This window comes from Gilliamella sp. B14384G10, from assembly GCF_016101685.1.
In the GTDB taxonomy this organism is placed as follows: domain Bacteria; phylum Pseudomonadota; class Gammaproteobacteria; order Enterobacterales; family Orbaceae; genus Gilliamella; species Gilliamella apis_A.
The window spans coordinates 213,136-239,225 of the sequence record NZ_JACFQA010000003.1 but is presented as its reverse complement, the minus strand read 5'-3'; the positions used below and the strand labels follow the sequence as shown (position 1 = coordinate 239,225).

Sequence of the window (26,090 nt, the reverse complement as noted above, 5' to 3'; positions counted from 1 at the left end):
GAACCATAATCATTCGCATAAGGTATCGCAGTATGACTAACCCACTATTAAGCAATTCATCATTACCCCAATTTTCAAAAATTAAACCTGAGCATGTTCTGCCTGCTATTCAAGAGACATTAAACAACTGTCGTAAAACAATCGAATCAGTATTGGAACAAAATAGTGAATACACTTGGGATAACCTAATACAACCCATTGATGAAATGGATGAAAAATTTAGCCGAGCGTGGTCACCAGTTAGTCATCTTAATTCAGTGAAAAATAGTCCTGAATTACGTGAAGCTTATGAAGCTTGTTTACCATTACTCTCGGAATACAGCACTTGGGTTGGACAACATAAACAATTATATCAAGCTTACAAACAACTTAAAGATAGCAAGCATTATGAAAATTTAAGTAAGGCACAGAAAAAAGTAATCGACAATGCCTTACGTGATTTTGAATTATCTGGAATCGGTTTATCAGATGATAAACAAAAACGTTATGGTGAAATTGTTGCTAAACTTTCAGAATTATCATCGCAATATAGTAACAATGTATTAGATGCAACAATGGGATGGTCCAAACTAATTATTAATGTTGATGACTTGTCTGGATTACCTGAAAGTGCCTTAGCAGCAGCAAAAGAACAGGCAAAAGCTAAAAATCAAAAAGGTTGGTTACTGACTTTAGATATGCCAAGTTATTTACCGATTATGACTTACTGTGATAATCGAGACTTACGCTTTGAACTTTATCAAGCATATAATACTCGCGCATCCGATCAAGGGCCTAATGCAGGTAAATGGGATAATACCGATATTATTAAACAAATTTTATCACTCCGTGATGAACTCGCTAAATTACTCGGTTTTGAAACTTATGCTGACAAATCATTAGCAACCAAAATGGCTGAAACAACCTCGCAAGTTACTGCCTTTTTAACTGATTTAGCTAGCAAGGCCAAACCGCAAGGTGAAAAAGAGTTAGCCGATTTAAAAAGATATGCTTATGAGTTCTTTGGAGCTAGTGATATTAAACCTTGGGATATCGCTTATTACAGCGAAAAACAAAAACAACATCTATATACTATCAATGATGAAGAGCTTCGTCCCTATTTCCCTGAACAACGTGTCGTTAGTGGATTATTTGAAGTCGTGCGTCGTATTTTCGGTATTACCGCTAAACAACGCAATGACGTAGAAGTTTGGGCGCCAGAGGTAAAATTTTATGATCTTTATGCTGCCAATGGAGAATTAAAAGGTAGTTTTTATCTCGACTTATATGCTCGTGAGCATAAACGTGGTGGAGCTTGGATGGATGATTGTATTGGCCAAATGCGTTTTGCCGATGGTCACTTGCAAAAACCTGTAGCTTATTTAACCTGTAACTTTAATCGCCCAATTGGTGACAAACCAGCATTATTCACCCACAATGAAGTCACCACGTTGTTCCATGAATTTGGTCATGGATTACATCATATGTTGACTGAAATTGAGGTGTCATCGGTAGCAGGTATTAATGGAGTTCCATGGGATGCCGTTGAATTACCAAGTCAATTTTTAGAGAATTGGTGCTGGCAACCTGAGGCTTTAGAATTTATCTCCGGTCATTATCAAACTGGAGAACCTTTACCTAAAGAGATGTTAGATAAAATGCTAGATGCCAAAAACTTCCAAGCAGCATTATTTATTTTACGTCAATTAGAATTTGGTTTATTTGATTTTAAATTACATAGTAACAAAACACCGGATATTTTAGAGACATTAAAACAGGTCAGACAACAAGTTGCAGTGGTACCTACTGTTGATTGGGGACGCTTCCCACATGCGTTTAGCCATATTTTTGCCGGTGGTTATGCCGCAGGTTATTATAGTTATCTTTGGGCGGAAGTTTTATCAGCAGATGCATTTTCTCGTTTTGAAGAAGAAGGGATTTTTAATGAATCAACCGGTAATGCATTTCTTGATCATATTTTGTCTCAGGGTGGCAGTGATGAACCTATGACATTGTTTAAAAATTTCCGTGGTCGTGAGCCACAACTTGAGGCATTACTTCGTCACTATGGAATCCACTAATGTCAATACTGCTCAGCTGAAACAATTAGCTGAGCAGTGGTTATCTGATCATATCGAACTTCCATTTGTTTTAGTTAGTCAAGCTCATCAACTTGAGTTACAAAAAACCGATGAGCCAAAATTAGGTGCAGTCGCAGTTAATTTTGTGTCAGGCACAATGGCACATCGTCGTCAATTTGGTGGTGGTCGTGGTGAAGCAATCGCTAAAGCCGTTGGCGTAAAAGGTAATTACTTACCAACCGTTATAGATGCCACTGCAGGATTAGGACGAGATGCCTTCGTATTAGCTTCTATTGGCTGTCAGGTTACAATGTTTGAGCGTCATCCGGTAGTCGCAGCGTTACTCGCTGATGGACTTGATCGTGCTTATCAAGATCCGACTATTGGTCAACTATTACAAAAACAGTTATGTTTAATTTATAATTCAAGTTTACATGGACTCAGCTTATATCACAATCAACCTGATGTTGTGTATCTTGATCCGATGTTTCCACATCGACAAAAAAGTGCATTAGTCAAAAAAGAGATGCGTATTTTTCAACAATTAGTCGGTAGTGATCTTGATGCCGAAAGTTTGCTCGAACCGGCAAGGCGATTAGCCAAAAAACGAGTTGTTGTCAAACGGCCTGATTATGCACCATTTTTAGCCAATCAAAAACCAACGGCTGAAATTAAAACTAAAAATCATCGTTTTGATATTTATACACCATTAGATTGTATATAGGAACAGTATTTAAATATGCGACTGGATAAATTTCTTGCTCACCATTTAGGTGTGAGTCGAACAATAGTCAGTAAAGAACTTAAAGCCCAAAAAGTTACCGTTAATGGTAATATTGTCAAATCAGGTGCTTATCATATCTCACCAGATCAAATTGTAGAATATGATGGTTTCGAAATCGTACCTATTACCGAAAATCGCTACTTTATGCTCAATAAACCACAAGGTTATGTCTGCTCTACTGATGATCCAGATCATCCAACTATCCTCTATTTTATTGATGAACCTATGGCAGAAAAACTGCATTCAGCAGGCAGACTGGATCTTGATACCACTGGTTTGGTTTTATTAACCGATGATGGTAAGTGGTCACATCGTATAACATCACCTAAACATCATTGTGAAAAAGTTTATCAAGTGACGGTTGAACAACCACTTACCGCTAATCTTATTGATATCTTTAAACAAGGCATTCAGTTAAAAAGTGAAAAAACTCTGACCGAACCAGCTAAATTGATTATCATTGACGATTATCATGCAGAACTCACTATAAGCGAAGGGCGATATCACCAAGTAAAACGAATGTTCGCAGCGGTAAATAACCATGTCACCCAATTACATCGCAAACAGATCGGCAATATTGTTCTTGATATACCTGAAGGTGAATATCGGCCACTTACTCAGGACGAGATCAATTCGTTTAATTAGTATTTTTGATTAGATTGAATAAATAATGATTTTTTTGCTAAATTTTAGCTCCAAAGGAATGACGACGTGCAAACACAAGATCCGCAAATAGAAATCAAAGTTTCTAAACAAGCACTCATTTTTATTCTTGGTTTAATATCAATGTTGATGCCATTATCCATTGATATGTATTTACCAAGTATGCCAACTATTGCCGAAAAATTTAATGTTGCTGACTCCACTGTACAATTAACGATAAGTTGTTATTTATTAGGATTTTCACTAGGCCAACTTTTATTTGGGCCCCTAACCGATAGCTATGGACGACGAAAAGTTTTAACTTTTGGGCTAATTATCTTCATCATTGCTGCATTATGTTGTGGTCTAGCTGCTAATATAAATCAATTAATTACTGCCCGCTTTTTTCATGGCATAGCGGCATCAGCAACTACAATTGTCATTAATGCATTAATGAAAGATATTTATCGTGATCGTGATGAGTTTTCAAAAATGATGTCTTTTGTCATGCTCATCTCCAATATTGCCCCACTACTTGCACCAATTATTGGCGGTTTTATTCTATTTTGGTTTGACTGGCAAGCAAACTTTTATGTTCTTAGTTTAATGGCTATCATCTGCCTAGGCTTGGTAACAATCAATATCCCAGAAACCTTAGCCAAATCGAAACGTGATAAATTTAGCATAATTAGAATTTTAAGCAATTTCATTGCGTTATTTAGACATAGGCAAGTATTTACTTATATGATGATTGGCGCATTTTCTGGAGCAGGACTATTCTCATTTCTCAGTCTGGGGCCATTTGTTTATATTAATTTACATGGTGTTGCTTCAATCAATTTTGGTTATTACTTTGCTATAAATATTTTAGTTATGATATTTATGAACACCCTAAATAGCCGCCTGGTACGACGAGTTGGCTCGATAAAAATGATACAATTAGGATTATTAATTCAGTTTGTAATGACAATTGGTATGGCAATTACCAGTATATTTTACTTAGGATTTTTCTTTTTAGTCATATTTATTGCTGGTTATATCGGTTGTATTTCAACCATAGGAGGGAATTGCATGGCGGTAATTCTTGATTGTTATTCTCATATCGCCGGAACCGCATCCTCACTTGCAGGCACAATTCGCTTTGCTGTTGCCGGCGCTATTGGTGTTTTACTTTCTACACTCGTTTCAACACAGACTACAACCTCAGTTACGAATAATTTAACTGAATGGTTAATGGTTGGTTCAATGGTGATCTGTAACTTCTTAGCCGTCGGTTTATTTTTGAGTGTTAGAAATATAACAAGGAAAAAAACATGATTTATCAATTAGACAACTTAAAACCACAAATTAATCCAACTTGCTTTATTGCCAAATCTGCCGATATTATTGGTGATGTGGTTTTAGATGAAAATGTATCTATTTGGTTTAATGCAGTTTTACGTGGTGATATCGCCAAGATACATATTGGTAAAAACAGTAATGTTCAAGATAACACTACTATTCATATTGAAACTGATGTCCCATGTATTATTGGTGAAAACGTGACAATTGGCCATAACGTCATTTTACATAGCTGCACGGTAGAAGATAATGTTTTAATTGGTATGGGTAGCACAATTTTAAATAATGCTAAAATTGCCAAAAATTGCTTAGTAGGCGCTAACTCGCTGGTCACTCACAGCTTACCATATGAAGAAGGTTGCCTAATTATGGGATCTCCAGCTAAAATTATTCGTAAATTGACTGAGAAAGAAATTCTAGCCAACATTACAAATGCTCAACACTATGTATTAAATGCGCAAAGATTTAATCAAACCTTGATCGAATTGAATTCATATCAATAAATTATTTTTTATCTCTCATTCACGCTATAAGTGGGTTTAATTTATGATAAAATAGCTAAAATTTTAATTAAAATAGCTTTTAGGTACGTGTTTGAAAAAATTTAAAATTACTAGAAGACAGATTGTTATTCAATTAATTCTATTAACATTAATAGGATTGTCTGTTTGTTTATTTTTATCACTTTTTACTTACAACCCATCGGATCCGGGGTGGTCACGTACGGCTTGGCATAATCCTATTAGCAATTTTGGTGGTTATATTGGTGCATATGCTGCTGATATCGTATTTCAATTTTTTGGACTGATTGCTTTTAGTTTACCTATTATTATCATTTTCTTTTGTTTACAGTTAATGGGCTATTTTTATCGTCATAGTAATGAGCCAATTAACTATTTCAGTGTTTCATTTCGAATTATTGGTATATTAGCTTTTGTACTTAGTTGTTGTGGTTTTTTTACCTTAAATATTCGTGACCCAGAACAATTCCAAGCCGGTGGTTATCTAGGCTCAATAGTTATTGAAAGTTTGTTACCCGTTATGAGCAGCTTAGTAACCTCTTTAGCTTTACTAGCAACAACCTTAGCTTGTGTTACATTATTGACTGGCTTTTCTTGGCTTTATCTATTTGAAAAAATCGGGGCGTTAGTTATGTTAATACTATCGCCAATAAAATGGTTATTTACGCCAGATAAAGTGACACAATCAGTTGAGCAAAATCAAAATGATGAAGCATCTATAGAAGAAAAAGAACCACAGATTGATTTACATCTTAATATGGATGGTAGTAGCCAAGATAGTCTTGAACTAACCAACTTGGCTACGAATACTGCAGAAATAGCCGCTAAAATAGATACAGAAAAAGCCGAATCAACAATAGATCCAGATCCGATTTCATTACAAAATGATGAAAAATTCATAAAAACGGCAGCTCAATTATTACAAACGATCGAAGCTAACAATGCTACTACAGACGAAACTCATGATGTAACTGAAAAGGTAGCCAAAAAAGACCTTGATCCTGATGCAATATTAGCGCGAATGGAAACCATTTTAAAAAATATGAATGAAGGTGGTACAACTAATTCTACTAATTTGGCGGAATCTAATGAGCAAAAGGATAGTCAAGATATCATTCAACCATTCGAAGAAGATAAATACACGATTGCCGATGCGCCAAGTAAACCGTTATTTACTATGGAACATCATGAACCTGAAATAAATATAAATCATCCTACTTTTAATAACGAGAGTGTGATAGAACCAACTGTAATACAACCAGTTGAGGATGAAATATCACTAAGCATTATTACCCCAGAATATAATCATTATCAAACCAATGATATTCCAGACAACTTTGAGATACCTGAAGATGTTGATATCTCACTTCTTAAACAAGAAAATCCTACTATAGACGATATTTATTTAAATGATGTTGCTATCGAAGAAACGACACAACCACTAATCTCTTTAACTCAAACGGCACCGATTATCGATGAAAATAGCGAAGAAGATAATGAAGATGAGGGAGAAAGCTTAATTCATCCGTTATTACAACGTAATGATAAACCTTTACCCAAGCCAACTACCCCATTACCGTCGTTAAGTTTATTAACGCCACCACCAACGACACGAATTGAAGTTGATCATGTTGCCTTAAATGCAATGTCACAGCAAATTGAAAAAAGTTTATCTGATTATCGAGTAAAAGCACGCGTTGTTGATTATTTACCAGGACCAGTGATTACGAGGTTTGAAATTGAACTAGCTCCGGGTATCAAAGCTGCCAGAATATCAACACTGGATCGAGATTTAGCTCGTTCCTTATCTATGCCATCAGTGAGGGTTGTAGAAGTAATACCTGGTAAACCTTATGTCGGTATTGAATTACCTAATCAAAATCGACAAACCGTTTATTTCAGAGAAGTATTAGATAGTCCACAATTCAAAAACGCTCAATCTCCACTTACTGTCGTTTTAGGAAAAGACATTGCTGGACAATCGGTAGTTGCTGATTTAGCAAAAATGCCTCACTTATTAGTCGCAGGGACAACAGGTTCAGGAAAATCGGTTGGTGTTAATGCCATGATATTAAGCATTTTATACAAATCACAACCGGAAGATGTTAGGTTCATCATGATTGATCCTAAAATGTTAGAGCTCTCTATCTATGAAGGAATACCACACCTATTAACTCAAGTCGTCACCGATATGAAAGATGCGGCAAATGCTCTTAACTGGTGTGTGAATGAAATGGAAAAACGCTATCGATTAATGTCAGCGTTAGGGGTGCGTAACATTGCTGGTTTTAATGAGAAAATCAAGCTCGCTGAAGAGATGGGGCGACCAATTCCTGATCCACTTTGGAAACCAACCGATAGTATGGATCTAGAAATGCCGACGCTTGAAAAACTTCCATATATTGTGGTTATGGTTGATGAATTTGCCGATTTAATTATGGCTGTTGGTAAAAAAGTTGAAGAGTTAATTGCTCGACTAGCACAAAAAGCCCGAGCTGCAGGTATTCATTTGGTACTAGCAACTCAAAGACCTTCTGTTGATGTTATTACCGGTTTAATTAAAGCTAACATACCAACCCGTATTGCATTTACAGTTTCAAGTAAAATTGACTCACGAACCATTTTAGATCAAATGGGTGCGGAATCTCTGCTTGGTATGGGGGATATGCTCTATTTAGCACCTAATAGCTCTATTCCTGTTCGTGTTCATGGCGCTTTTGTCCGTGATGAAGAAGTTCATGCCGTCGTACAAGATTGGAAAGCCCGTGGTAAACCTAAATATATTGAAAATGTAACAGTCTCAACTGATGATAGTGAAAGTGGTAGCTTTGATACTATTGATGAAGAACTCGATCCACTATTTGATCAAGTGGTTTCTTTCGTCATTGAAACACGTAGAGCATCAATATCCAGTGTCCAACGTAAATTTAGAATTGGTTATAACCGAGCCGCACGAATTGTGGAACAAATGGAAATGGAAGGCATTATAAGTGCACCTGCCCATAATGGTAATCGAGAAGTACTTGCTCAAGCATCTCATAATGATTATTAAGCTTAATTGTAAAGGCAGCCTATTCCATGAGTAATTATTTATCGCAAGTAATTAGCTTAGAATCGAAATTAATAAGTGAAAATTTTCTGAGCTCACCGACAATATTAGCGGTACAAGCATTAATTAGAGAGATCTGCTTATCACCCAAACCTGGATTGGTAGATATGAACAATAATGGCGCACATCACGATATGAGTTTTCAAACATTCATAACAAGTATTAATGCCATTTCAAATTGGTTTGAACGTTTTTATAATTATGGAAAACATAATGCCAACGTTGCAGCACCTGATTTTTTAGCAAATATTCGACCAATTGGCCTTGAATGTGAAACAGCAATGTTTAGTGCAACTAAACAGATTAATACGCATAAAGGTGGAATATTTGCCTTTGGTCTATTACTAAGTGCCATAGGTAAATTAGAGCAACTTAAATTACAGACAACTATTCCGATGATCTGTAATGAGGTAGCTAACATTTGCCACGGTATGGTTAATAACGAATTATCACAAAATAACCGCAGCCACTCAGTAGGAGAACGGCTTTTTAAACAACATAATCTTACTGGTGCAAGAGGCGAGGCTGAATCAGGATATACAACCGCACGTGAGATATCATTACCAATTTATCAAAAAATGTTGAATAGTGGCTATGATGAAGAATCAGCCCTATTACAAGCAATGCTATACTTATTAGCTTACAATCAAGACACAAACCTAGTTTCTAGAGGAGGACTAGCCGGATTAGAATTCGTGCAAAATGAAGCAAGATATTTAATCCAGCAAGGTGGCGTTTTGCATCCAAATGGACTAGAAATGATTGCTAAGTTAGATGACGAACTGATAAAACGCCACCTAAGTCCTGGTGGCTCAGCGGATCTTATCGCAGTTACATGGTTTTTATCTCATTATGCAGCTCAAAATTAACTCATTTAACTTATAAATGTTCTAATAAAAATTGATGGTTAAGCGGTAACCAATAAATTATTGATAAAAGCACCGTAACGATTGTCACGCCAGCTAAAGTAAAATAAACGGCCGTTATTAAGCATCATTTCAGGTTCATTCACTAACCCAAAATTAATAATGTAGTCATTCATTGTGTAAATATCCTAAGATAATCTAAATTAAAGCACTTCATACTTCAGTCTATCTCACACTTTATTTAATTACTAACTACGACGACAACATTTTAATAACAGAAAAAATAAAAAATTAAATAATTATAACTAGAGTACTCATTATTGGATCGATAAAAGTATTGTAGTTGATAGCTATATTTCTGATCGAATTAAGCTAGGAAACAAAAGGTGATAATTAAAAACCAGCCAACATAATCTTAATAATGATTAAAAAAAGTAAGCGCTAACCAATATATAAGTAATAATTATCAATAAATTTATTACTATAAAATAAAGTATTTAATAAAGAATAATAGATATATTGCGCAGACACAGAAAAAGAAAAAAGTTATTAAAATTTCCCTTAGCTTATTTGATTTGTGCACTTTTTTATACCAACAATTATCCTATTTACCAACATTTCTCATTAAATTATTTGGCAATAGTTAAGACAAACTTGTCTAAACTTATAAACTATGCTAGCTTGCAACACTCAATAAAATTGACAAAAATTAAGTTTAATTGAAAAAAATTAATATTATCAATTAGTTTTATTTTTAATTGATATTAAGGTGATAATTTTTAGTGTGTTTAGTTTTTTTCAACGTATAACCATTCTTTAAGTAATGGAGAAAATAATGGACTATCCCAAAATAGCCCAACAAATTTTACAATTGGTGGGCGGTAAAGAAAATATTATTAATTTTACCCACTGCTTTACTCGATTACGCTTCCAATTACACGATAACCAAACCGCTAATCGTGAAAAATTATTACAAACAGAAGGTGTAATTTCTGTTGTTGAAGGAAGTGGACAATACCAAGTGGTTTTAGGTAATAAAGTCACTAAAGTTTATGAACAATTAGTCTCATTAGTCGGTGATGTAATACGAAATAATCAAACGGAACCTAAATTATCTTTAGCTGTAAAAATACTTAATGCTTTTGCCGCTATTTTCACACCAATTATTCCGGCTATCGCAGCATCAGGAATGCTAAAAGGAATTCTAGCTATTGCCGTTATGATTGGTAACTATTACTATCAGACTGATATTAAAAGCTATAACACCTACACTATTTTACATTCGGCATCAGATGCAGTTTTCTATTTTATGCCAATTATATTAGGTTACACTGCGGCTAAAGTCTTCAAAGCTCATGAATTTATTTCTATGATTATTGGTGCGACTTTATGTTATCCATCAATCGTCAATTTAATGGCCAGTAAAACTGAAGTCACGCTGTTTGCAATCGAACTCACCAAAGCTAGTTACACATCAAGTGTTATACCTATTATATTAGCGGTGTTCATTTTAAGTTATGTACAAAGATTTCTAGATTATATTATTCCAGAAGTGTTAAAAATCATCATGGTGCCTACATTTTCATTGCTCGTCATGATTCCAGCTACATTACTTATTTTCGGCCCAATTGGTATCTATATCGGCGAATTTATAAACTGGGTCTATTACTACATTATGGGAGTTAGTCCTATCTTATTAGGTGCATTTATTGGTGGTGTATGGTGTATTTTAGTTATTTTTGGTGCCCACCGCGCTATCGTACCAATCGGCATTAATGATGTAGCCCAAACAGGACATCAAAGTTTACTTGCTTTTGCTGGTGCAGCTAATTTTTCACAAGCCGGCGCTGCTTTAGGTGTATTTTTTAAAACTAAAAATAAGAATCTAAAAACAGTTGCTGCTTCAGCGACAATAACCGCCTTATTCGGTATTTCCGAACCGGCTATTTATGGAGCAAATCTTAGATTGAAAAGACCAATGGTTTGTGCAGTTATATGTGGTGCACTCGCTGGTGGTTTAATGGGCTGGGGAGGTTCTTATGGAACCGCTTTTGCCAATCAAGGCGTACTGACAATCCCGGTTTATGCTGAAGCCGGAACCAAAGCTTTCTTATGTTACTTAATTGGTATAGGTTTCGCTTTTTTTGGCTCATGCATTATGACGATGCTTGTTGGCTTTAACGATATCGCAAATGAAGAAGAGTCAAAAACAATTCAAACCTCATCTAGCCAACCATTAACAAATGATGCAACCATTCTGTCGCCAGTTGTCGGCGAGGTTATTGCGTTAAATAAAGTTAAAGATGAAGTATTTGCTTCAGGATCGATGGGCAAAGGAATAGCAATTTACCCTAAAGCTGGTGAAATAATTGCCCCAGCAGATTGTACCATTACCGTACTCTACCCGACTTTACATGCAATTGGCCTAAAATTAGATAACGGTATTGAGTTACTGATTCATATTGGTATTGATACAGTTAACTTACAAGGTAAATATTTCCAGTCTTATGTAGAAACTGGTCAACATATTACTAAAGGAAACAAAATTGTTTCCTTTAATATCGAAAAAATCGAACAGCAATTTGATTTAACAACTTCGATTATTGTGGTTAATTCAGATCAATATAAACATATAGATTATTGTCAACTAACTCATGTTAGTAATAAAGACGATTTATTATTCATTCAAGTTTAGAGGTTTAGTTATGAAAGCTTTTGCTAAGGATTTTTGGTGGGGAGCATCATCTTCTGCATTTCAAATTGAAGGTGGGTGGGATGCGGATGGGAAAGGAATGACCGTTGCCGATTACAATTCATTTCAACGCTCTGCAATACAAGCCGATAGTAAAGTAGCCAGTGATTTCTATCATCATGTTGAAAGTGACATTGCTTTATTTAAAGAGTTAGGACTAAAAACTTATCGTTTTTCTATATCATGGGCGCGTATTATTCCCGATGGTGATGGTGAAATAAATCAAGCAGGCATTAATTTCTACAACAAAGTCATCAATGAATTAATCAAGAACGATATCATTCCGTTTATTACTCTTTATCATTTTGATTTACCATTCGCCTTAGTTGATAAATATAATGGTTGGCAAGATCGTCGTTGTGTTGATGCATTTAGACGTTATGCGCAAATATGTTATCAAGCATTCGGCGATCGAGTAAAACATTGGCAGATTAATAACGAACAAAATCTGATGATCCGTGTTAACGAAAGAATGAACATGTATAAAGTTGCGGCTCATGAGGTTGAAAAAGTGAGAGCTCAAATGGATTATCATATGTTTGTTGCTCATGCGATGGCAACCAATGACTGTCATGAACTAATTTCTGGTAGTAAAGTGGGACCGGCGGTATCATCAACCATGACCTACCCTGCAAGTAACAAACCCATGGATGTTTGGGCCGCCAAAATGAATGACAATTTCAAAACCAACTATGCACTTGAAATGTACTGCTTTGGTGACTATCCAGGGTATTATAAAAATTACTTAAATCGTTGTGGTATCTATCCTATTACTCAACCAGAAGATGCGCAAATTTTAAAACAAGCTAAGCCAGATTTTATTGCCGTAAATTATTATCGGACGTTAGTGGCTAGTTACCTACCAGAAGATGATAGCCATCCGTTTGGTAGCAAAGAAAAAGATATCGATTTTGATCTTTATGGTTATTTCAAGATCGAGAAAAATCCAAATTTGGTCGCCTCAACTTATGGTGCACAAATTGACCCTATGGGTCTAAGACTGGTATTAAATGAATATTATCGCCAATATCGTTTACCACTGATCATTACAGAAAATGGCTTAGGTACACCAGATATTTTAACTGCTGACAATAAAGTACATGATGATTATCGCATTGATTATATAAAATCGCATATCTTAGCTTGTCATGATGCGATTGAAGATGGTGTTGAGTTATTTGGATATTGTCCATGGTCAGTTATCGATTTACTAAGTTCACATCAAGGTTTCAAAAAACGTTATGGCTTTGTCTATGTCGATCGAGATGATCATGATTTAAAAACGCTTAATCGAATTAAAAAAGATAGTTTTTATTGGTATCAGCAAGTCATCAAAGATAACGGTATTAAATAATAATGCAAAACTAAACATGATGGGCGCTGAAAGGCCCATCATAATTTATTTAAATACTGCTAATTAACTAGATAAGTTACCTTATGTGCCTCTGTCGGTAATGGTACTTGCCATTTAGAAAGCATTTGAGTAATTTTCTTGTTTGGCAAGCTAGTATCTCGACTTGAATTACGTTGATATAATGTTTTTTCTGACTGCTCAAGATAAACAATTTCAACTTCGGCATGATAAGCATAAAGTAAATCCAATGCTTTTTCTCGCATATCTCGTGATAAGTGAGTAGCATTCCAAATAAATGACTGATTCTCTCTTAAGTATTGTTTTACCTTTGCTAATACAAATTGAATCACTAAACCTTCATTTTGACCATGCTTCAATTTAAGTTGATTACGAGCATCATCATATGATGCAACCGGTAAATTTGGATAGTATTTACTTATCCAGCTATTTTTACCTGATGCAGGCAACCCCGATAGTAAGATGACTTTAGGTCCTTTTTGAGGATATAACGCATAATCAGGTAACACATTGCTACCTCGAAAATATTGTATTCGCGTATAATCATCAATAAATTGCCGTGGTTGATATAAACACTGTTCTTCTAAAGCTAATTGTTTGAAGAGTTCAACTTCATCAACCATTCGAGCTTTATCAGCACTAATACGACCCAGTATATCTGCTTTAGCTTGCATACATAACATCCAAACAGGAAGTTGCCATGAAAGCCGATGAATTAACCATTGCGGTGATTTATAGTTATTATCATCACTTAAAGCATAAAATGGTATTTGATGCACTCGGATAATTCGACAAATTTTTTCCCGTAATTCAAAAGGAACGCCATTTCGCCATAATAATATTCGACTACTTATCTCGCCTTTTTGCGAATGTCGTGGTTGTGAAATTCGACCACTTATTTCATCAATAATTGTCGTTTCTGGTTTGGCAATATCATGTAATAAAGCAGTCATAAACAGTACAAACTTATCTTCATCAGAAGATGCTGCAAAATCATCTTGAGCAATTAAAGCCCTTAATACCATTTGAGTATGAATCCAAACATTTCCTTCACCATGATAAATCGGATCTTGTGGTGTAATAGTCAATTTATTCAACTCAGGAATACAGTCTAACCACTGGTCAAAGTTATCTTGGCTGATACTGTAGGCGATCTCTTGTTGTAACTGTGAATAACTCATAAATCACCTCCAAATACTAAGCCACTATTCCAATTTATTGTTAGTTGTGGCGAATAAAGCTCAACATTGTTAGCTAATTGATTAGGAATAAATGGTTGTTGTAAATGATGTTGCCCAGCATCTAATATAGCTTGCACAAAATCCTGCCTAACCCACTTCAAACGACCAGTTGTAGTATTTGCTGATTCGATTTTTAAATATAATCCTTCCATCAAATCAGAGTTATCACACTGTTGCCAAGCTTTGATTAAATCAAGCTTTTCTTGTGTGACAATTTTTTCAAAACAACTTCGCCAGTCAATTGTTTTAGCTAAAGAATTTTTCACGAGTGCTAATAAATCACTTAATTTTTCTGGTGCAATTCCCATAAACAATACAGGAACAGATAAAATAGGACCATCGGCCAATAATTCATGACGCTTTCGAGTCGATAAGAAACAATTATTATGCCTATCCCAAACATCAAATTCACAAAAATAATGTGGTAATGCATCATAAAAAATAGCGTGTTTTTTATGTAGCCACTCACCATACATAATATAGCGATCTTCTAAACGTTCAATTAACCAGCCTTCATGGACCGTTGCCCAATGTTTAAATAGATTAAATTGACGTTCGCGACTCCCTCCTATTAAGTAATGGCCACGTGATTGTAGTAATAGTTCACCACTTTCTGAAAAACTGATTGCACAGTTGGCCCCATCAAGTTTTTCTTCAACCACAATATATTGCCCTGCTAACTGATCGTAAGGTAGCTGTCCATGCTCACTATCGCCAAATTGTAAACGTGAACTTTGCAAATGTGGAGTTCGTGGGTATTTAATTAATTCTAAATTTTGAATATAAGTTTCCATTGTCATTTTGTTTTCTCCAAAAAATTAGGGAAAACCGACAAGGCGAAGATCTATAGATTGAACTGCAACGTAGACGCTTTAGAAAAAGCTAAAAGACAATAAAATAGAAGATACCATGTCGGCATTAAGATAAAGTGTTAAATACAGGCATTTTGCCACCTCACAAAAAATATAAATATTAGATTAAAAAAACGGCGCCATTATCTTTTTCAGCAGATCTATTGTCAAGTGAAATTGGATTTTTTTATATATTTAATCAGTGTTAAGATTCGACAAGATCATTATCATTGATAAATTTTGAGGTTTATATGGATGTCTAAATCGTATTATTCCCGATGACACAGTTAGCCGTTATTGAGCATTATGGCACGCCTGAGTTAAAACATGAATCAGTGAACAAACTCATAAAATGGCGACAAGAAAATCAGCTTTTAGATAATAAATATAGAAACTACGGCATTCATTATACCAATCCAAATCAACGCTGCCGGAACTACATCATGTCGATTTGGGTATCGCTATTGATGAACCTATTACTACTAACATTTATGGAGTAATAAATAAAACGATTCCCCAACTCCGCTGTGCAAAAACCAGAGATATTGGTTCGAGATATCATAATCAAGCTATTATTTATTTACTCAAACAATGGTTACCAAATAGCGGAGAAAAACTGGGAGATTTCCCCCCAATTTTTCATTATGTCAATGTTGGTCCGACCATTAAACTAGAACAGATGATAACGGATGTTTATTTACCGCTGTTAGACCATTGATATTCATTATTTAGGTGAATAATCAGCAGCAAAATAACGCTGACTAATTTGTGCTAGTTCACCACTACTAATAATTTTTTTGATACCTTCATTGATATCTTTGGTTAATTGTTCCCCTCTACTACTTTTACTAATTAAAAGATAACTAAATGGTGATGCAATACGATCTTCATCTTCCTTACTCAATTCAATTATTTTTAAATTGAGATGATGTTCACTAATATATTGCGATAACATTACTTTATCAATTAACTGAAAATCATATTGACCGTTTTCAACATGTTGCAAAACAGGTAATAGATCAGCTTCACTATAAACAATTTTGACAGGATTATTAGGGTTTTGCTGATTATAGGTTTCTAAAGCTGTAGCATAGTTTAGTCCCGGTGATACTTCTGTCGATTTTCCATTAAGATCACTAAAACGATTGATATTATTATTATTTTTAGCCACAGCGATAACATATTGATTTTTAAAGATTGGATCGGAATAAAAATACTTTTCCTTACGTTTTTCATTCATTGCATAATTATTAGCACCAACTTGATACCTTTGAGAATCAAGTCCTGCAAGTACCGATGGAAATTCTGTAATTTCAAAATTAATTTCATATTGTGGTTGTTTGGCAAATATGGCTTTAACCACATCGATATCATAGCCAGTCAGCTCTCCTTTATCATTGACTGTCGTAAAAGGACTTGGTGCGCCTGATGTTGCAATAACGATTTTTTCTACTTTAGTACTTTGGGTGTTTTTATTTTGATTATCACATCCAATCAGTGATAAAACAGCCAAGATCAAAAAGCTATACCATTTTTTTAGATTCATAACGCCGATCCTCTGTAGTTAAAATTAGTTAATATTATTAAAATGCTAGTCAATTAGGCTATCTAAATGAATCCCATTTCTTTCATTTGCTGCCGATGATCTGTTTGATATATGGCCATACCAGTTTTCATTAAATCAAAACCTAAGTTCTTATAAAATTCAACCGTTTGAGGATGTGTATAAAGAATAATATTACAATCCTTTACTTGTTCAATAAGCTTATCGACAATTAGCCTACCATATTGCTGACCATGTAAGTGTTTAGCCAAAGCAATGTTATAAATCGCTGCCTGACAAATTCCATCTGATAGTGCTCTACCCACCCCCACCACATGATTATTCTCCAATAAAAAAACTACCGCATAGCTTCTTTTAAAGACTTGTTCTTGAGTTATCGCATCGAACGAACTTAGGCCATAAAATGCCAGTAAATCAGCAACTTCTTGCCAATTAATATCATCACAGTGTTGTTGAATAATAATCCCCATTAGTACCTCATTTACTGATTAAATCTCATAATCCATTTGCATTGCTGAATAATATCTAGATAAAAAATCTTTTGTTCTTTGATGAACAGGATTTAAAAAAACTTGTTTAGGCGATCCATCTTCAATAATTTGCCCTTTATCTAAGAACAAAACTCGGCTGGCTATATCATGCACAAAACTCATTTCATGAGAAACTAATATCATCGTAATACCCGATTTTGCCGCCATTTTTATCGTTGCCAATACTTCGCCGACTAACTCAGGATCTAATGCAGAGGTAGGTTCATCAAGTAATAAAACCTTAGGATTCATGGCTAACGCTCTCGCAATAGCAACCCTTTGTTGTTGACCACCTGATAGTTGTTTTGGATAGTGGTTTACTCTATCAGCAAGACCAACTTCAACGAGTTTGTCGTAAGCAATTTTTTCAGCTTTCTCTCGAGAGTATTTTTTTACAATCAGTAACCCTTCCATAACATTTTCTAAAGCATTCTTTTGTGGAAAAAGATTAAACTGTTGAAAAACCATCGCTGTTTGTTGACGAAATTTAACAATTTGATCTCGTTTAGATTTACTGACATCAAACGACATGTTATCAATAGTGATATTACCAGCTTGAGGTTTTTCCAATAAATTTAAACAACGTAAAAGGGTCGATTTTCCTGCTCCCGATGCGCCAATAATTGCAACGATTTCATGTGGTTTAATAGCAAAATTAATTTGATTTAAAATGCAATTACCATGAAAAGATAAAGTGAGATTATTAACATGAATCATAGCCATTTCCCTCTTCGGTAACTTGGAGTATTTTTATCTTCACTAATCGTTAATCGGTTCTCTAAATATTTGACTAATAATTCAATTAATATGGTTAATGCCCAATAAATTAGAGCCAGTGAAATATAAACTTCAAAATAACGATAGCTATGACCAGCTAAAGTTTTACCTCTACCAGTCATTTCAGTTACCGAACAAACAAATGCCAGTGAAGTTCCTTTTAGTAATCCGATTAAAGTATTACCTAAGTTAGGCAGTGCAACTATAAATGCTTCAGGAATAACAATACGACGTAAAACTTGACTATATGTCATACCTAACGATTGTGCAGCTTCGATTTGCCCCTTATTTACAGATTGTAATGCGGCACGAATTGTTTCAGAGTTATAAGCTGCTTCATTAAAAGAAAAGGCTATCAATACAAACAATATTGCCGGAAGCCCATTAATATTAAAATCTGTATCAAAAAAGTAATTAACATAACGTAATAAAATTGGTAGGCCATAAAAACTTAAATAAAGTTGTACCAATAATGGGGTTCCTCTTATAAATGAAACAAATACCGCTGCTATTTGCGTTAATACCGGTATTTTATTCATTTTAATTATTGCAATAACTAGACCTAATATTACGCCAAGTAACATCGAAAAGATGGTGATAAAGAGTGTTACTGGCAAATAAGCCAGTAACGTCGGTATTTGGGTGAAAATCAATCCAAAATCAATAATATTTGGCATCTGCATTATCCCAATATTAAAATTAATTAACTAAATTGTTTATCTCTATTATGTGGTGTTTTCCAATTACTAACATCAGGCCCTAACGGCAAAATATCATAAGGATTATGGGCGTTATTACTCAAAAAATAACCTTTTTTAATCGCCTCAAAATCAGTCGTATTGCCAAAAGCGGGAATTTGATAGAGATCTCGGGCATAACCCCATAAATTAGGATAATCGATAATTCGATTTCGATTAGTGTTGAATGCAGCGTAATAGGCAACATCAAACCTAGCCAAAGTGACATATAAACGGATATCTGAATCAGTGATGTTATCACCAAAAAGATAACGAGATTTGCTTAATCGTTGTTCTAATTTATCTAACTGGTTAAAAACGAGATGGTAAGCATGCTCATAAGCTGGTTGTGATCGAGCAAAGCCTGCTTTATAAACGCCATTGTTAACTTCATGAAATATCACATCATTCAATTTATCAATTTCAGTACGCAAATGTTCTGGATAGAGATCTGGTGCACCAGCTTTATGAAACGGCTTAAAAACAGTTTCCCAATAGTTAGTTAATCTAAAATAATCGTTGTTAACAACTTTGCCAGTTTTTACGTCTACTACGGTAGGAACTGTTGCTCGCCCATTATATTCTGGATCGGTTTTAGCATAAAGTTCCGGTAAATAACGAATCCCTAACACCGGATCAACGCCATTGGGATCAAGTGAAAACTCCCAACCATGTGGTGTTCTTATAGGAGAAACCTTACCTACACTAATAACATCCTCTAAACCCAATAACTTGATGGCTATCATTTGGCGATGAGCCCAAGGGCAAATTGCAGCCCAAATCAGTCGATAACGACCTGCTTCAACAGGTAACAAGCCAGGTTCATTACCAAAGGGAGTGTCAAATCGGTTAGTTTGACGGACAAAAGCACCATCTTTACTGATTTCATTATTTTCAGTCGTTACTACTTTTCCTATAGACATACGCTTACTCCTATTCTTTGATACTGCAATTTAAATCATCCAACAATTGGATTAATTCAATCTAGCATCAAATATTTAGGCAATAAAATAATCAATAAGCATATTTATATAATCATAAATTATATAACGTAGGATTAATAACCAACTTTGCGAAAAAAATTACTTTCCTAATCTTTTATAAAGCCTTTCAGGACGACCTATTTTGCCATGGTTAAGCTCAACCGTTAATAATTTAGTTTGCACACAATATTCTAAATATCGTCTAGCGGTGGTTTTACTAATATTGGCTTTTTCGACAATTTGATCTACTGTTTGCGGTTCATTTGTTTGCATAAATAGATCTTTAACTTTTTGTAAGGTAATTTCTTCAATACCTTTGGAGTGGCGATTAATATCAACAAAGTCTTTAGTTTGTAGATTAAAAAGTTCATCAATACGTCTTTGATTCACATGTTTTTGCAAACTTTGACGATATAAAAACAGTTCAAAACGTTCAAGTGAATGTTTTAAGCGCTGATAAGATACCGGTTTGATTAAATAATCAAAAGCGCCAAAACGTATCGCTTTACTACAGGTATCCATATCACTCGCAGCAGTAATAAAAATAACATAACAATCTAAATTATTATTAATAATATATTCAAATAATTCAATTCCTTTTCCATCAGGTAGGTAATTATCTAATAAAATTAATGTTGGTTTTAATTTTTCAACCATCACTTTCGCTTCTTCCAAAGTTGCAGCGATTCCAATAACTTCTACTTTGGTGTCTCGTTGAATAAATTCGGCATTTAATTCAGCTAAAATGGGCTCATCTTCAACAATAAGAACTTTAATTGTATCTTCTTTTATTTCATACATACTTTATTCACCTCTGTTAACTACTTTGGTATAAAAACAGAAAAAATCGTTCCATAAGGTTCATTATCTTCAAATGTGATATATCCGTTAGCTTTTTTCACATATGTAGAAACTAAATGTAAACCTATACCATGTTCGTTCGAATTTTGTGAGGTTACCCCCGGTTGGAAAATTGAATTGCGGATTTTATCGTCTATACCACAACCCTGATCACTGACTTCTAAAACAATTTCATCGGTTCTATCACTTAAAAATAGATGGATAGATTTATCACCTTGATTATTTTTTAAACACGCATTAAAGGCATTGTCCAATAAATTACCTAATATCGACATAAATTCGGCTTCAGTTATCTTGGAAGGCAATGCTTCTAAATAGCAGGCGGGATCAAAAAACAATTTTAAGCCAATTTCATGCGACTTAGAATATTTACCAATTAATAAACCACAAATAGCCGGAACCTGAAAATGGCTGGTAATGAAATCTAGATTTTGTTGATTATCAGCAGAATGTAGCGCAATAAATGATTCCGCTTCTTCATATCGTTTCATATAAATTAAACCTGATAACGTTGCCATCCAGTTAAGGTGTTCATGTCTTAAGGCGCGCAAATTATCCACATACTGCGTAACTTGAGTTAATTGCATACTTAATAAATTAATATCATCATAATTTCGGAAGGTGATCACCCATCCTTGAATTTCATCATCAACAATTACGCGAATACGATTAGCAATAACGATAATATTATTGAAATAGCAAATATGGTCATGAACATCTTTAGTCTGATTGGTACTACCATAAAGAAAATCCGTTGATTTAATAAAATTAGATAAATCATGATTAAGCAGACTATTATCATCGATATCAATATTTAACATACGCCTTGCTGATTGGTTGATATTGATAATCTTATAATCAAGATCAATGGCAATAATACCTTCAAATATTGATTCCATTATTGATTTCTGACTCTTTACCAATAGTGCAATTGCTTGAGGTTCTAAATTAAACATCTGTTTTTTGATAGCTCTAGCAAAGCATAAAGAAAATATAAACAGAGCAAAGAATAAAAATGAACAAAAAATAATGAATGGAATAAATTGTTTTATATGTGACGCATAAATATCATCTACCATATAACCAACCGAAACAATACCAATTACTTTTCCATTGCTAATAATCGGCGCTTTACCTCTTAGGGCTAAACCTAAAGATCCTTGACTTATTGTGGTGCTACTAATACCACTTAACACCTCCTGATTGTCATCACCAACCATGGGTAAATATATTGAATTATTAGCCGTATGAAATAACCGATAAGCTTTAGCATCACCTATAACAATATAACTCGCATCACTTTGTTCAAAAATATCTGAAACAAGTTTAGCGATTTGTTCAGTATCTTTATCTTCTACATATTTTATTAAGCTAGGAATCACAGCTAACTCTTTCGCCTGAATTTGAGCTTTTTCGCCTAAACTACGATATAAGGCATTTTCTGTCACATTCCATATGTAGCTTTGCAGCAATGCTAAAACCACCAATGAAAAGAGTAAAAGAGATAAAAATAATTTTGTCGTAAATGACAGATGTATTCGTTTTCGCATTTTTATACTTAATAAATAATTGCTGTATCTGCTGAGGAGTGTAACACAGCATAAAAAAACTTAGAGCCTTTAAAACCATAAAAACCACACTTAATTTATGATTTATATCACAAAATTGATATTAATATTTTGTCACTATATGCGCCATTAAAACAAAGCAAATTTATTTTGGAGATAAAAAAAATATGGTGGATTTCAATTCAGTTGAAAAAACGCACAACAACAATGAAAAACATGAGATAAAACACGAAGATCAAACGAAAAAGTTTTGGCCATACGGATGGTGGAAACTTATGGATGATTATAAAATCGGTGTAATTCCTTTACCATTATTTATTATCGCGGGTATTCTTATCTTTGCTGAAGTATTAGTAACAGGTAAATTACCAAGTGAAATAGTTGTTATGGTAGTCACTTGTGCTTTCTTTGGTTTTCTTTGTGGTGAAATAGGTAAACGTTTACCAATTGTTGGAAAAATGGGGGCAGCAGCAATTTGTGCAACCTTTATTCCATCAGCTCTAGTCTATTATGGCATTCTGCCTACTCCGGTGGTACAAGCAACAACCAAATTCTATAAAGATACTCACATTTTATATCTTTATATCTGCTGTATCATCGTTGGTAGTATTATGAACATGGATAAGAAAACGCTTATTCAAGGTTTCTTAAAAATCTTCGGACCAATGGTATGTGGTGAAATTGTTGGTATGCTAGTTGGTGTTGGTGTGGGTTATTTATTAGGCTTATCACCATTTGAAACATTCTTCTTCTTAGTATTACCGATCATGGCTGGTGGTGTTGGTGAAGGCGCAATTCCATTATCAATCGGATACGCATCTATTTTAGGTATGGAACAAGGTGAAGCACTAGGTCGAGTATTACCAATTGTTATGTTAGGTGGTTTAACCGGTATTATTTGTGGTGGTATCCTTAACCGTATTGGTAAAGCTTATCCTCATTTAACTGGTAATGGTCGCTTGTTACCAGCATCAGAAGATGACCAAATTATCAACAAAACGGCTAAAACAGAGTCGGTTATTGATGTGACAACTTTTGCATCTGGTGTATTATTAGCCGCTATCCTTTATATGGTCGGTATGATTGGCCACAAAGTAACCGGTATTCCAGCACCTGTAGGGATGCTATTTGCCGCAGTATTTGTTAAACTAGTATCAGGTGTTTCACCAAAAGTACTAAGTGGTTCGCAAGTAGTTTACAAGTTCTTCCAAACATCTGTAACCTATCCTATTTTATTCGCTGTGGGCGTGGCAATCACACCGTGGGATAAAATCGTTGCAGCTTTCACCGTAATCAACCTAATAGTTATTGTTTGTACAGTAGTGAGTTTAGTCACAACTGGTTTCTTTGTTGCTAAAAAACTAGGTATGTATCCAGTTGATGCGGCAGTTATCTCTTGCTGTCAAAGTGGTCAAGGTGGAACTGGTGACGTTGCAATCCTGACTGCAGCAGAACGTATGGAGTTGATGCCATTTGCCCAAATTGCTACTCGTATTGGTGGTGCAATTAACGTATCAGTATCCTTACTCATTCTAGGCAATTTCTTAGTATAGTTTTTTCAAGAGCAACCTTAGTTATTACTAGGGTTGTTCTATTTTCTTATGTAGTTTCAATAAACAGCTTTTAAGGAGTATTCATGAAGCTTGTCAGTTACCTTGTTTCTGGTCGACCAAGTTTTGGTTTATATACTGATCATGGCATCGTAGATTTAGGCCAAAAACTAGGCGATAAATATCAAGATCTAAAATCCCTTCTTTCTGATAAAGATGGATTAGTTAACGCAAAAAACTTTTTAGACGCACCTAGTGATATCGATGAACAAGCAATAACTTATTTACCGGTAATTCCAAATCCAAATAAAATTTTGTGTGTAGGAATGAATTATGCGGAAAAACGAGCAGAATTTAATGAAACTAGTTCTGCCCCAACTTTATTTGTTCGTTTTCCTGATTCTCAAACAGGACATAAGACAAATATCATTAAACCAACTATCAGCGATGAACTGGATTATGAAGGCGAATTAGCAATTGTTATTGGTAAAGAGGCTTTCCGCATAAAATCAGAAGAAGCCTTATCTTATGTCGCAGGCTATAGCTGTTATATGGATGGTTCGATTCGTGACTGGCAATATACTTGGTACACAGCTGGTAAAAATTGGCCAAATACAGGGGCTTTTGGGCCATGTTTAACAACTACAGATGAAATACCCGATCCTAAAGCGCTATCAATAGCAACTTATCTGAATGGAAAAGAGATGCAACATGATAGTATCAAGAATTTAGTACATACTGTACCTGATTTAATCTCGTATATTAGTACATTTACTAAATTATCACCGGGTGACGTTATTCTTACTGGCTCACCAGGCGGTGTTGGAAAAAAACGAAATCCACCAATATTTATGCACGATGGTGATACCATTGAAGTTGAAATTACCAATATTGGTCGTCTAACTAACTTTATCGTTGAAGAAAAAAGGTAGTTATATGTACGATTTAGTTGATTACAGTGTTGTTGATATATCTAAATCTGAACAAGATTATCAAGCAATTAAGCAATTACTATTGCAATCTGACCTCGATTTAGATCCACAAGTCACAACTTTCATTGTTGCAAAACTGAATAATAATTGTATAGCTTGTGCCGGTCTTGATCACAATATTATCAAGTGTGTAGCCATTGATCCTGATTATCGCGGCAACCAACTAAATCTAACTTTAATCGACTATACGATGAAATATGCCAATGACAACGGCTATTTTCATCTATTTTTATATACTAAACCTGAAAATACCGCTTTTTTCAAAGCATGCGGTTTTTATCCTATTGTTGAAATTTCTGATTTAGTCGTATTGATGGAAAACACACCGGTTGGGATTAAACAATATTGTAAACAATTATCGCAATACCAAAAAGCTGGTAACAAAATTGGCAGTATTGTGATGAATGCCAATCCTTTTACAAAAGGTCACCAATATCTTATCGAATTTGCAGCCAATCAATGTGATTGGGTACATGTATTTGTGGTTAATGAAGATGTATCACTGTTTCCGTTTCAGGTACGTTTACAGTTAGTAAAAGATGGCACAAAAGATATTAAAAATGTTACGGTTCATGCCAGTTCGTCATACATTATTTCTAAAGCAACCTTCCCTACTTATTTTTTAAAAGATAAAAGCAAAATTGACTATGCTTATATGGGAATCGATCTGTTAATCTTCCGGAACTATATTGCTCCAGCATTAAATATCACTCACCGTTTTGTTGGTACTGAGCCACATAGTGAAGTAACTAATGCTTATAACAAAGCGATGAAATATTGGTTAGAAGATGACAAAGTTAGTTCGTCATCCAAGATTACTGTCATTGAGGTTGCTCGAAAACTCGAAGAATCAAACATTATATCAGCATCATTAGTGCGAAATTCACTGGCATTAAAAAATTATGAGCAGGTTAAGAAATTAGTTCCTTCAACAACTTGGAATTATATTTCAGCTAATTTGGATAAATTAAATATTTAATTCTTTTCAA

Annotated in this window: 23 protein-coding genes and 1 pseudogene; 14 read left to right on the top strand and 10 right to left on the bottom strand. The window is 34.6% G+C overall.

Going from position 1 to position 26,090, the window contains the following annotated elements; translation table 11 throughout:
* Positions 1-32: 32 nt before the first annotated feature.
* The 7 genes from prlC (at position 33) to citG (ending at position 9,326) form a co-directional block, all read left to right on the top strand.
* A complete protein-coding gene (prlC, locus tag H3T54_RS09415) occupies positions 33-2,060 on the top strand; it encodes an oligopeptidase A (RefSeq protein ID WP_198222237.1) in 2,028 nt (675 codons plus the stop codon).
* Positions 2,047-2,784 carry a class I SAM-dependent methyltransferase gene (locus H3T54_RS09410; protein ID WP_198222235.1) on the top strand — a complete coding sequence of 246 codons (738 nt, stop codon included), beginning with the start codon at positions 2,047-2,049 and terminating at the stop codon, positions 2,782-2,784. Before prlC ends, H3T54_RS09410 begins: the two co-directional genes overlap by 14 nt.
* Positions 2,785-2,799: 15 nt before the next feature.
* Positions 2,800-3,489 (top strand): 16S rRNA pseudouridine(516) synthase RsuA, encoded by a 690-nt coding sequence (gene rsuA, locus H3T54_RS09405; protein ID WP_198222233.1) that lies wholly within the window; start codon positions 2,800-2,802, stop codon positions 3,487-3,489.
* 66 nt (positions 3,490-3,555) lie between these two features.
* Positions 3,556-4,803: a Bcr/CflA family multidrug efflux MFS transporter gene (locus H3T54_RS09400; RefSeq protein ID WP_198222231.1), complete on the top strand. Its 1,248-nt coding sequence runs from the start codon at positions 3,556-3,558 to the stop codon at positions 4,801-4,803.
* On the top strand, positions 4,800-5,330 hold the full coding sequence (locus H3T54_RS09395; protein ID WP_198222229.1) for a gamma carbonic anhydrase family protein: 531 nt from the start codon (positions 4,800-4,802) through the stop codon (positions 5,328-5,330). Before H3T54_RS09400 ends, H3T54_RS09395 begins: the two co-directional genes overlap by 4 nt.
* Before the next feature lie 91 nt (positions 5,331-5,421).
* The gene (locus H3T54_RS12110) at positions 5,422-8,400 is read left to right on the top strand and encodes a DNA translocase FtsK 4TM domain-containing protein (RefSeq protein ID WP_370527374.1); all 2,979 of its coding nucleotides are present in this window, start codon (positions 5,422-5,424) and stop codon (positions 8,398-8,400) included.
* 26 nt (positions 8,401-8,426) lie between these two features.
* Positions 8,427-9,326, top strand: coding sequence for a triphosphoribosyl-dephospho-CoA synthase CitG (gene citG / locus H3T54_RS09385; protein ID WP_198222226.1), 900 nt, complete (start codon positions 8,427-8,429; stop codon positions 9,324-9,326).
* A gap of 38 nt (positions 9,327-9,364) precedes the next feature.
* Here the strand turns inward: citG and H3T54_RS11995 are convergent, their stop codons facing one another.
* Positions 9,365-9,499 (bottom strand): hypothetical protein, encoded by a 135-nt coding sequence (locus H3T54_RS11995; protein ID WP_255518885.1) that lies wholly within the window; start codon positions 9,497-9,499, stop codon positions 9,365-9,367.
* Between the two features lie 659 nt (positions 9,500-10,158).
* On the opposite strand from H3T54_RS11995, the gene H3T54_RS09380 reads away from it, so the two are divergent.
* Positions 10,159-12,018 carry a beta-glucoside-specific PTS transporter subunit IIABC gene (locus tag H3T54_RS09380; RefSeq protein ID WP_198222224.1) on the top strand — a complete coding sequence of 620 codons (1,860 nt, stop codon included), beginning with the start codon at positions 10,159-10,161 and terminating at the stop codon, positions 12,016-12,018.
* Between the two features lie 10 nt (positions 12,019-12,028).
* Positions 12,029-13,429: a glycoside hydrolase family 1 protein gene (locus H3T54_RS09375; RefSeq protein ID WP_198222223.1), complete on the top strand. Its 1,401-nt coding sequence runs from the start codon at positions 12,029-12,031 to the stop codon at positions 13,427-13,429.
* A gap of 59 nt (positions 13,430-13,488) precedes the next feature.
* On the opposite strand, the gene H3T54_RS09370 is transcribed toward H3T54_RS09375, so the two are convergent.
* Together H3T54_RS09370 and H3T54_RS09365 are read right to left on the bottom strand one after the other, a co-directional pair.
* Positions 13,489-14,628, bottom strand: coding sequence for an AAA family ATPase (locus H3T54_RS09370; RefSeq protein ID WP_198222222.1), 1,140 nt, complete (start codon positions 14,626-14,628; stop codon positions 13,489-13,491).
* Positions 14,625-15,488 (bottom strand): RNA ligase family protein, encoded by an 864-nt coding sequence (locus H3T54_RS09365; protein ID WP_173795297.1) that lies wholly within the window; start codon positions 15,486-15,488, stop codon positions 14,625-14,627. Before H3T54_RS09365 ends, H3T54_RS09370 begins: the two co-directional genes overlap by 4 nt.
* A gap of 329 nt (positions 15,489-15,817) precedes the next feature.
* Here H3T54_RS09365 and H3T54_RS09360 point away from each other — a divergent pair, with 329 nt between their 5' ends.
* Together H3T54_RS09360 and H3T54_RS12105 are read left to right on the top strand one after the other, a co-directional pair.
* Complete coding sequence (locus H3T54_RS09360) at positions 15,818-16,039, top strand: hypothetical protein (protein ID WP_198222291.1); 222 nt, start codon at positions 15,818-15,820, stop codon at positions 16,037-16,039.
* Positions 15,991-16,257 carry a GyrI-like domain-containing protein gene (locus H3T54_RS12105; RefSeq protein ID WP_198222220.1) on the top strand — a complete coding sequence of 89 codons (267 nt, stop codon included), beginning with the start codon at positions 15,991-15,993 and terminating at the stop codon, positions 16,255-16,257. Before H3T54_RS09360 ends, H3T54_RS12105 begins: the two co-directional genes overlap by 49 nt.
* Before the next feature lie 6 nt (positions 16,258-16,263).
* On the opposite strand, the gene H3T54_RS09350 is transcribed toward H3T54_RS12105, so the two are convergent.
* The 7 genes from H3T54_RS09350 to H3T54_RS09320 form a co-directional block, all read right to left on the bottom strand.
* Positions 16,264-17,085, bottom strand: a complete 822-nt coding sequence (locus H3T54_RS09350; RefSeq protein ID WP_198201257.1) for a transporter substrate-binding domain-containing protein — start codon at positions 17,083-17,085, stop codon at positions 16,264-16,266.
* 62 nt (positions 17,086-17,147) lie between these two features.
* Positions 17,148-17,573, bottom strand: a complete 426-nt coding sequence (locus H3T54_RS09345; RefSeq protein WP_065613954.1) for a GNAT family N-acetyltransferase — start codon at positions 17,571-17,573, stop codon at positions 17,148-17,150.
* Positions 17,574-17,591: 18 nt separating this feature from the next.
* A complete protein-coding gene (locus H3T54_RS09340; RefSeq protein WP_198201259.1) occupies positions 17,592-18,350 on the bottom strand; it encodes an amino acid ABC transporter ATP-binding protein in 759 nt (252 codons plus the stop codon).
* On the bottom strand, positions 18,347-19,087 hold the full coding sequence (locus H3T54_RS09335; protein WP_065613951.1) for an amino acid ABC transporter permease: 741 nt from the start codon (positions 19,085-19,087) through the stop codon (positions 18,347-18,349). The genes H3T54_RS09340 and H3T54_RS09335 overlap by 4 nt, the downstream gene beginning before the upstream one ends.
* 26 nt (positions 19,088-19,113) lie before the next feature.
* Positions 19,114-20,070 (bottom strand): glutathione S-transferase family protein, encoded by a 957-nt coding sequence (locus H3T54_RS09330; RefSeq protein WP_198222219.1) that lies wholly within the window; start codon positions 20,068-20,070, stop codon positions 19,114-19,116.
* 159 nt (positions 20,071-20,229) lie between these two features.
* Entirely contained in the window at positions 20,230-20,931 is a 702-nt protein-coding gene (locus H3T54_RS09325; RefSeq protein ID WP_173795327.1) for a response regulator, read from the bottom strand.
* A gap of 20 nt (positions 20,932-20,951) precedes the next feature.
* Positions 20,952-22,541, bottom strand: a complete 1,590-nt coding sequence (locus tag H3T54_RS09320; protein ID WP_198222218.1) for a sensor histidine kinase — start codon at positions 22,539-22,541, stop codon at positions 20,952-20,954.
* Between the two features lie 281 nt (positions 22,542-22,822).
* On the opposite strand from H3T54_RS09320, the pseudogene H3T54_RS09315 reads away from it, so the two are divergent.
* From H3T54_RS09315 to citC, 3 genes and pseudogenes are all read left to right on the top strand, one after another.
* Positions 22,823-24,112: pseudogene (locus H3T54_RS09315) on the top strand (2-hydroxycarboxylate transporter family protein); the annotation flags it as partial.
* A gap of 83 nt (positions 24,113-24,195) precedes the next feature.
* Positions 24,196-25,041: a fumarylacetoacetate hydrolase family protein gene (locus H3T54_RS09310; RefSeq protein WP_198222217.1), complete on the top strand. Its 846-nt coding sequence runs from the start codon at positions 24,196-24,198 to the stop codon at positions 25,039-25,041.
* A 4-nt stretch (positions 25,042-25,045) separates the two neighbouring features.
* Positions 25,046-26,080, top strand: coding sequence for a [citrate (pro-3S)-lyase] ligase (gene citC, locus H3T54_RS09305; RefSeq protein ID WP_198222216.1), 1,035 nt, complete (start codon positions 25,046-25,048; stop codon positions 26,078-26,080).
* The last annotated feature ends 10 nt before the right edge of the window (positions 26,081-26,090 follow it).

What these genes read in the sequence shown, in the direction of transcription:
- H3T54_RS11995 (WP_255518885.1), bottom strand. Translation starts at nt 9,499, where the DNA reads ATGAATGACTACATTATTAATTTTGGGTTAGTGAATGAACCTGAAATG.
- H3T54_RS09395 (WP_198222229.1), top strand. Translation starts at nt 4,800, where the DNA reads ATGATTTATCAATTAGACAACTTAAAACCACAAATTAATCCAACTTGC.
- H3T54_RS09365 (WP_173795297.1), bottom strand. Translation starts at nt 15,488, where the DNA reads ATGACAATGGAAACTTATATTCAAAATTTAGAATTAATTAAATACCCA.
- citG (WP_198222226.1), top strand. Translation starts at nt 8,427, where the DNA reads ATGAGTAATTATTTATCGCAAGTAATTAGCTTAGAATCGAAATTAATA.
- H3T54_RS09320 (WP_198222218.1), bottom strand. Translation starts at nt 22,541, where the DNA reads ATGCGAAAACGAATACATCTGTCATTTACGACAAAATTATTTTTATCT.
- citC (WP_198222216.1), top strand. Translation starts at nt 25,046, where the DNA reads ATGTACGATTTAGTTGATTACAGTGTTGTTGATATATCTAAATCTGAA.
- H3T54_RS09330 (WP_198222219.1), bottom strand. Translation starts at nt 20,070, where the DNA reads ATGTCTATAGGAAAAGTAGTAACGACTGAAAATAATGAAATCAGTAAA.
- H3T54_RS09345 (WP_065613954.1), bottom strand. Translation starts at nt 17,573, where the DNA reads ATGGGGATTATTATTCAACAACACTGTGATGATATTAATTGGCAAGAA.
- H3T54_RS09380 (WP_198222224.1), top strand. Translation starts at nt 10,159, where the DNA reads ATGGACTATCCCAAAATAGCCCAACAAATTTTACAATTGGTGGGCGGT.
- H3T54_RS09350 (WP_198201257.1), bottom strand. Translation starts at nt 17,085, where the DNA reads ATGAATCTAAAAAAATGGTATAGCTTTTTGATCTTGGCTGTTTTATCA.
- H3T54_RS09370 (WP_198222222.1), bottom strand. Translation starts at nt 14,628, where the DNA reads ATGAGTTATTCACAGTTACAACAAGAGATCGCCTACAGTATCAGCCAA.
- H3T54_RS09375 (WP_198222223.1), top strand. Translation starts at nt 12,029, where the DNA reads ATGAAAGCTTTTGCTAAGGATTTTTGGTGGGGAGCATCATCTTCTGCA.
- H3T54_RS09340 (WP_198201259.1), bottom strand. Translation starts at nt 18,350, where the DNA reads ATGATTCATGTTAATAATCTCACTTTATCTTTTCATGGTAATTGCATT.
- prlC (WP_198222237.1), top strand. Translation starts at nt 33, where the DNA reads ATGACTAACCCACTATTAAGCAATTCATCATTACCCCAATTTTCAAAA.
- H3T54_RS09325 (WP_173795327.1), bottom strand. Translation starts at nt 20,931, where the DNA reads ATGTATGAAATAAAAGAAGATACAATTAAAGTTCTTATTGTTGAAGAT.
- H3T54_RS09310 (WP_198222217.1), top strand. Translation starts at nt 24,196, where the DNA reads ATGAAGCTTGTCAGTTACCTTGTTTCTGGTCGACCAAGTTTTGGTTTA.
- H3T54_RS09410 (WP_198222235.1), top strand. Translation starts at nt 2,047, where the DNA reads ATGGAATCCACTAATGTCAATACTGCTCAGCTGAAACAATTAGCTGAG.
- H3T54_RS09335 (WP_065613951.1), bottom strand. Translation starts at nt 19,087, where the DNA reads ATGCCAAATATTATTGATTTTGGATTGATTTTCACCCAAATACCGACG.
- rsuA (WP_198222233.1), top strand. Translation starts at nt 2,800, where the DNA reads ATGCGACTGGATAAATTTCTTGCTCACCATTTAGGTGTGAGTCGAACA.
- H3T54_RS09360 (WP_198222291.1), top strand. Translation starts at nt 15,818, where the DNA reads ATGACACAGTTAGCCGTTATTGAGCATTATGGCACGCCTGAGTTAAAA.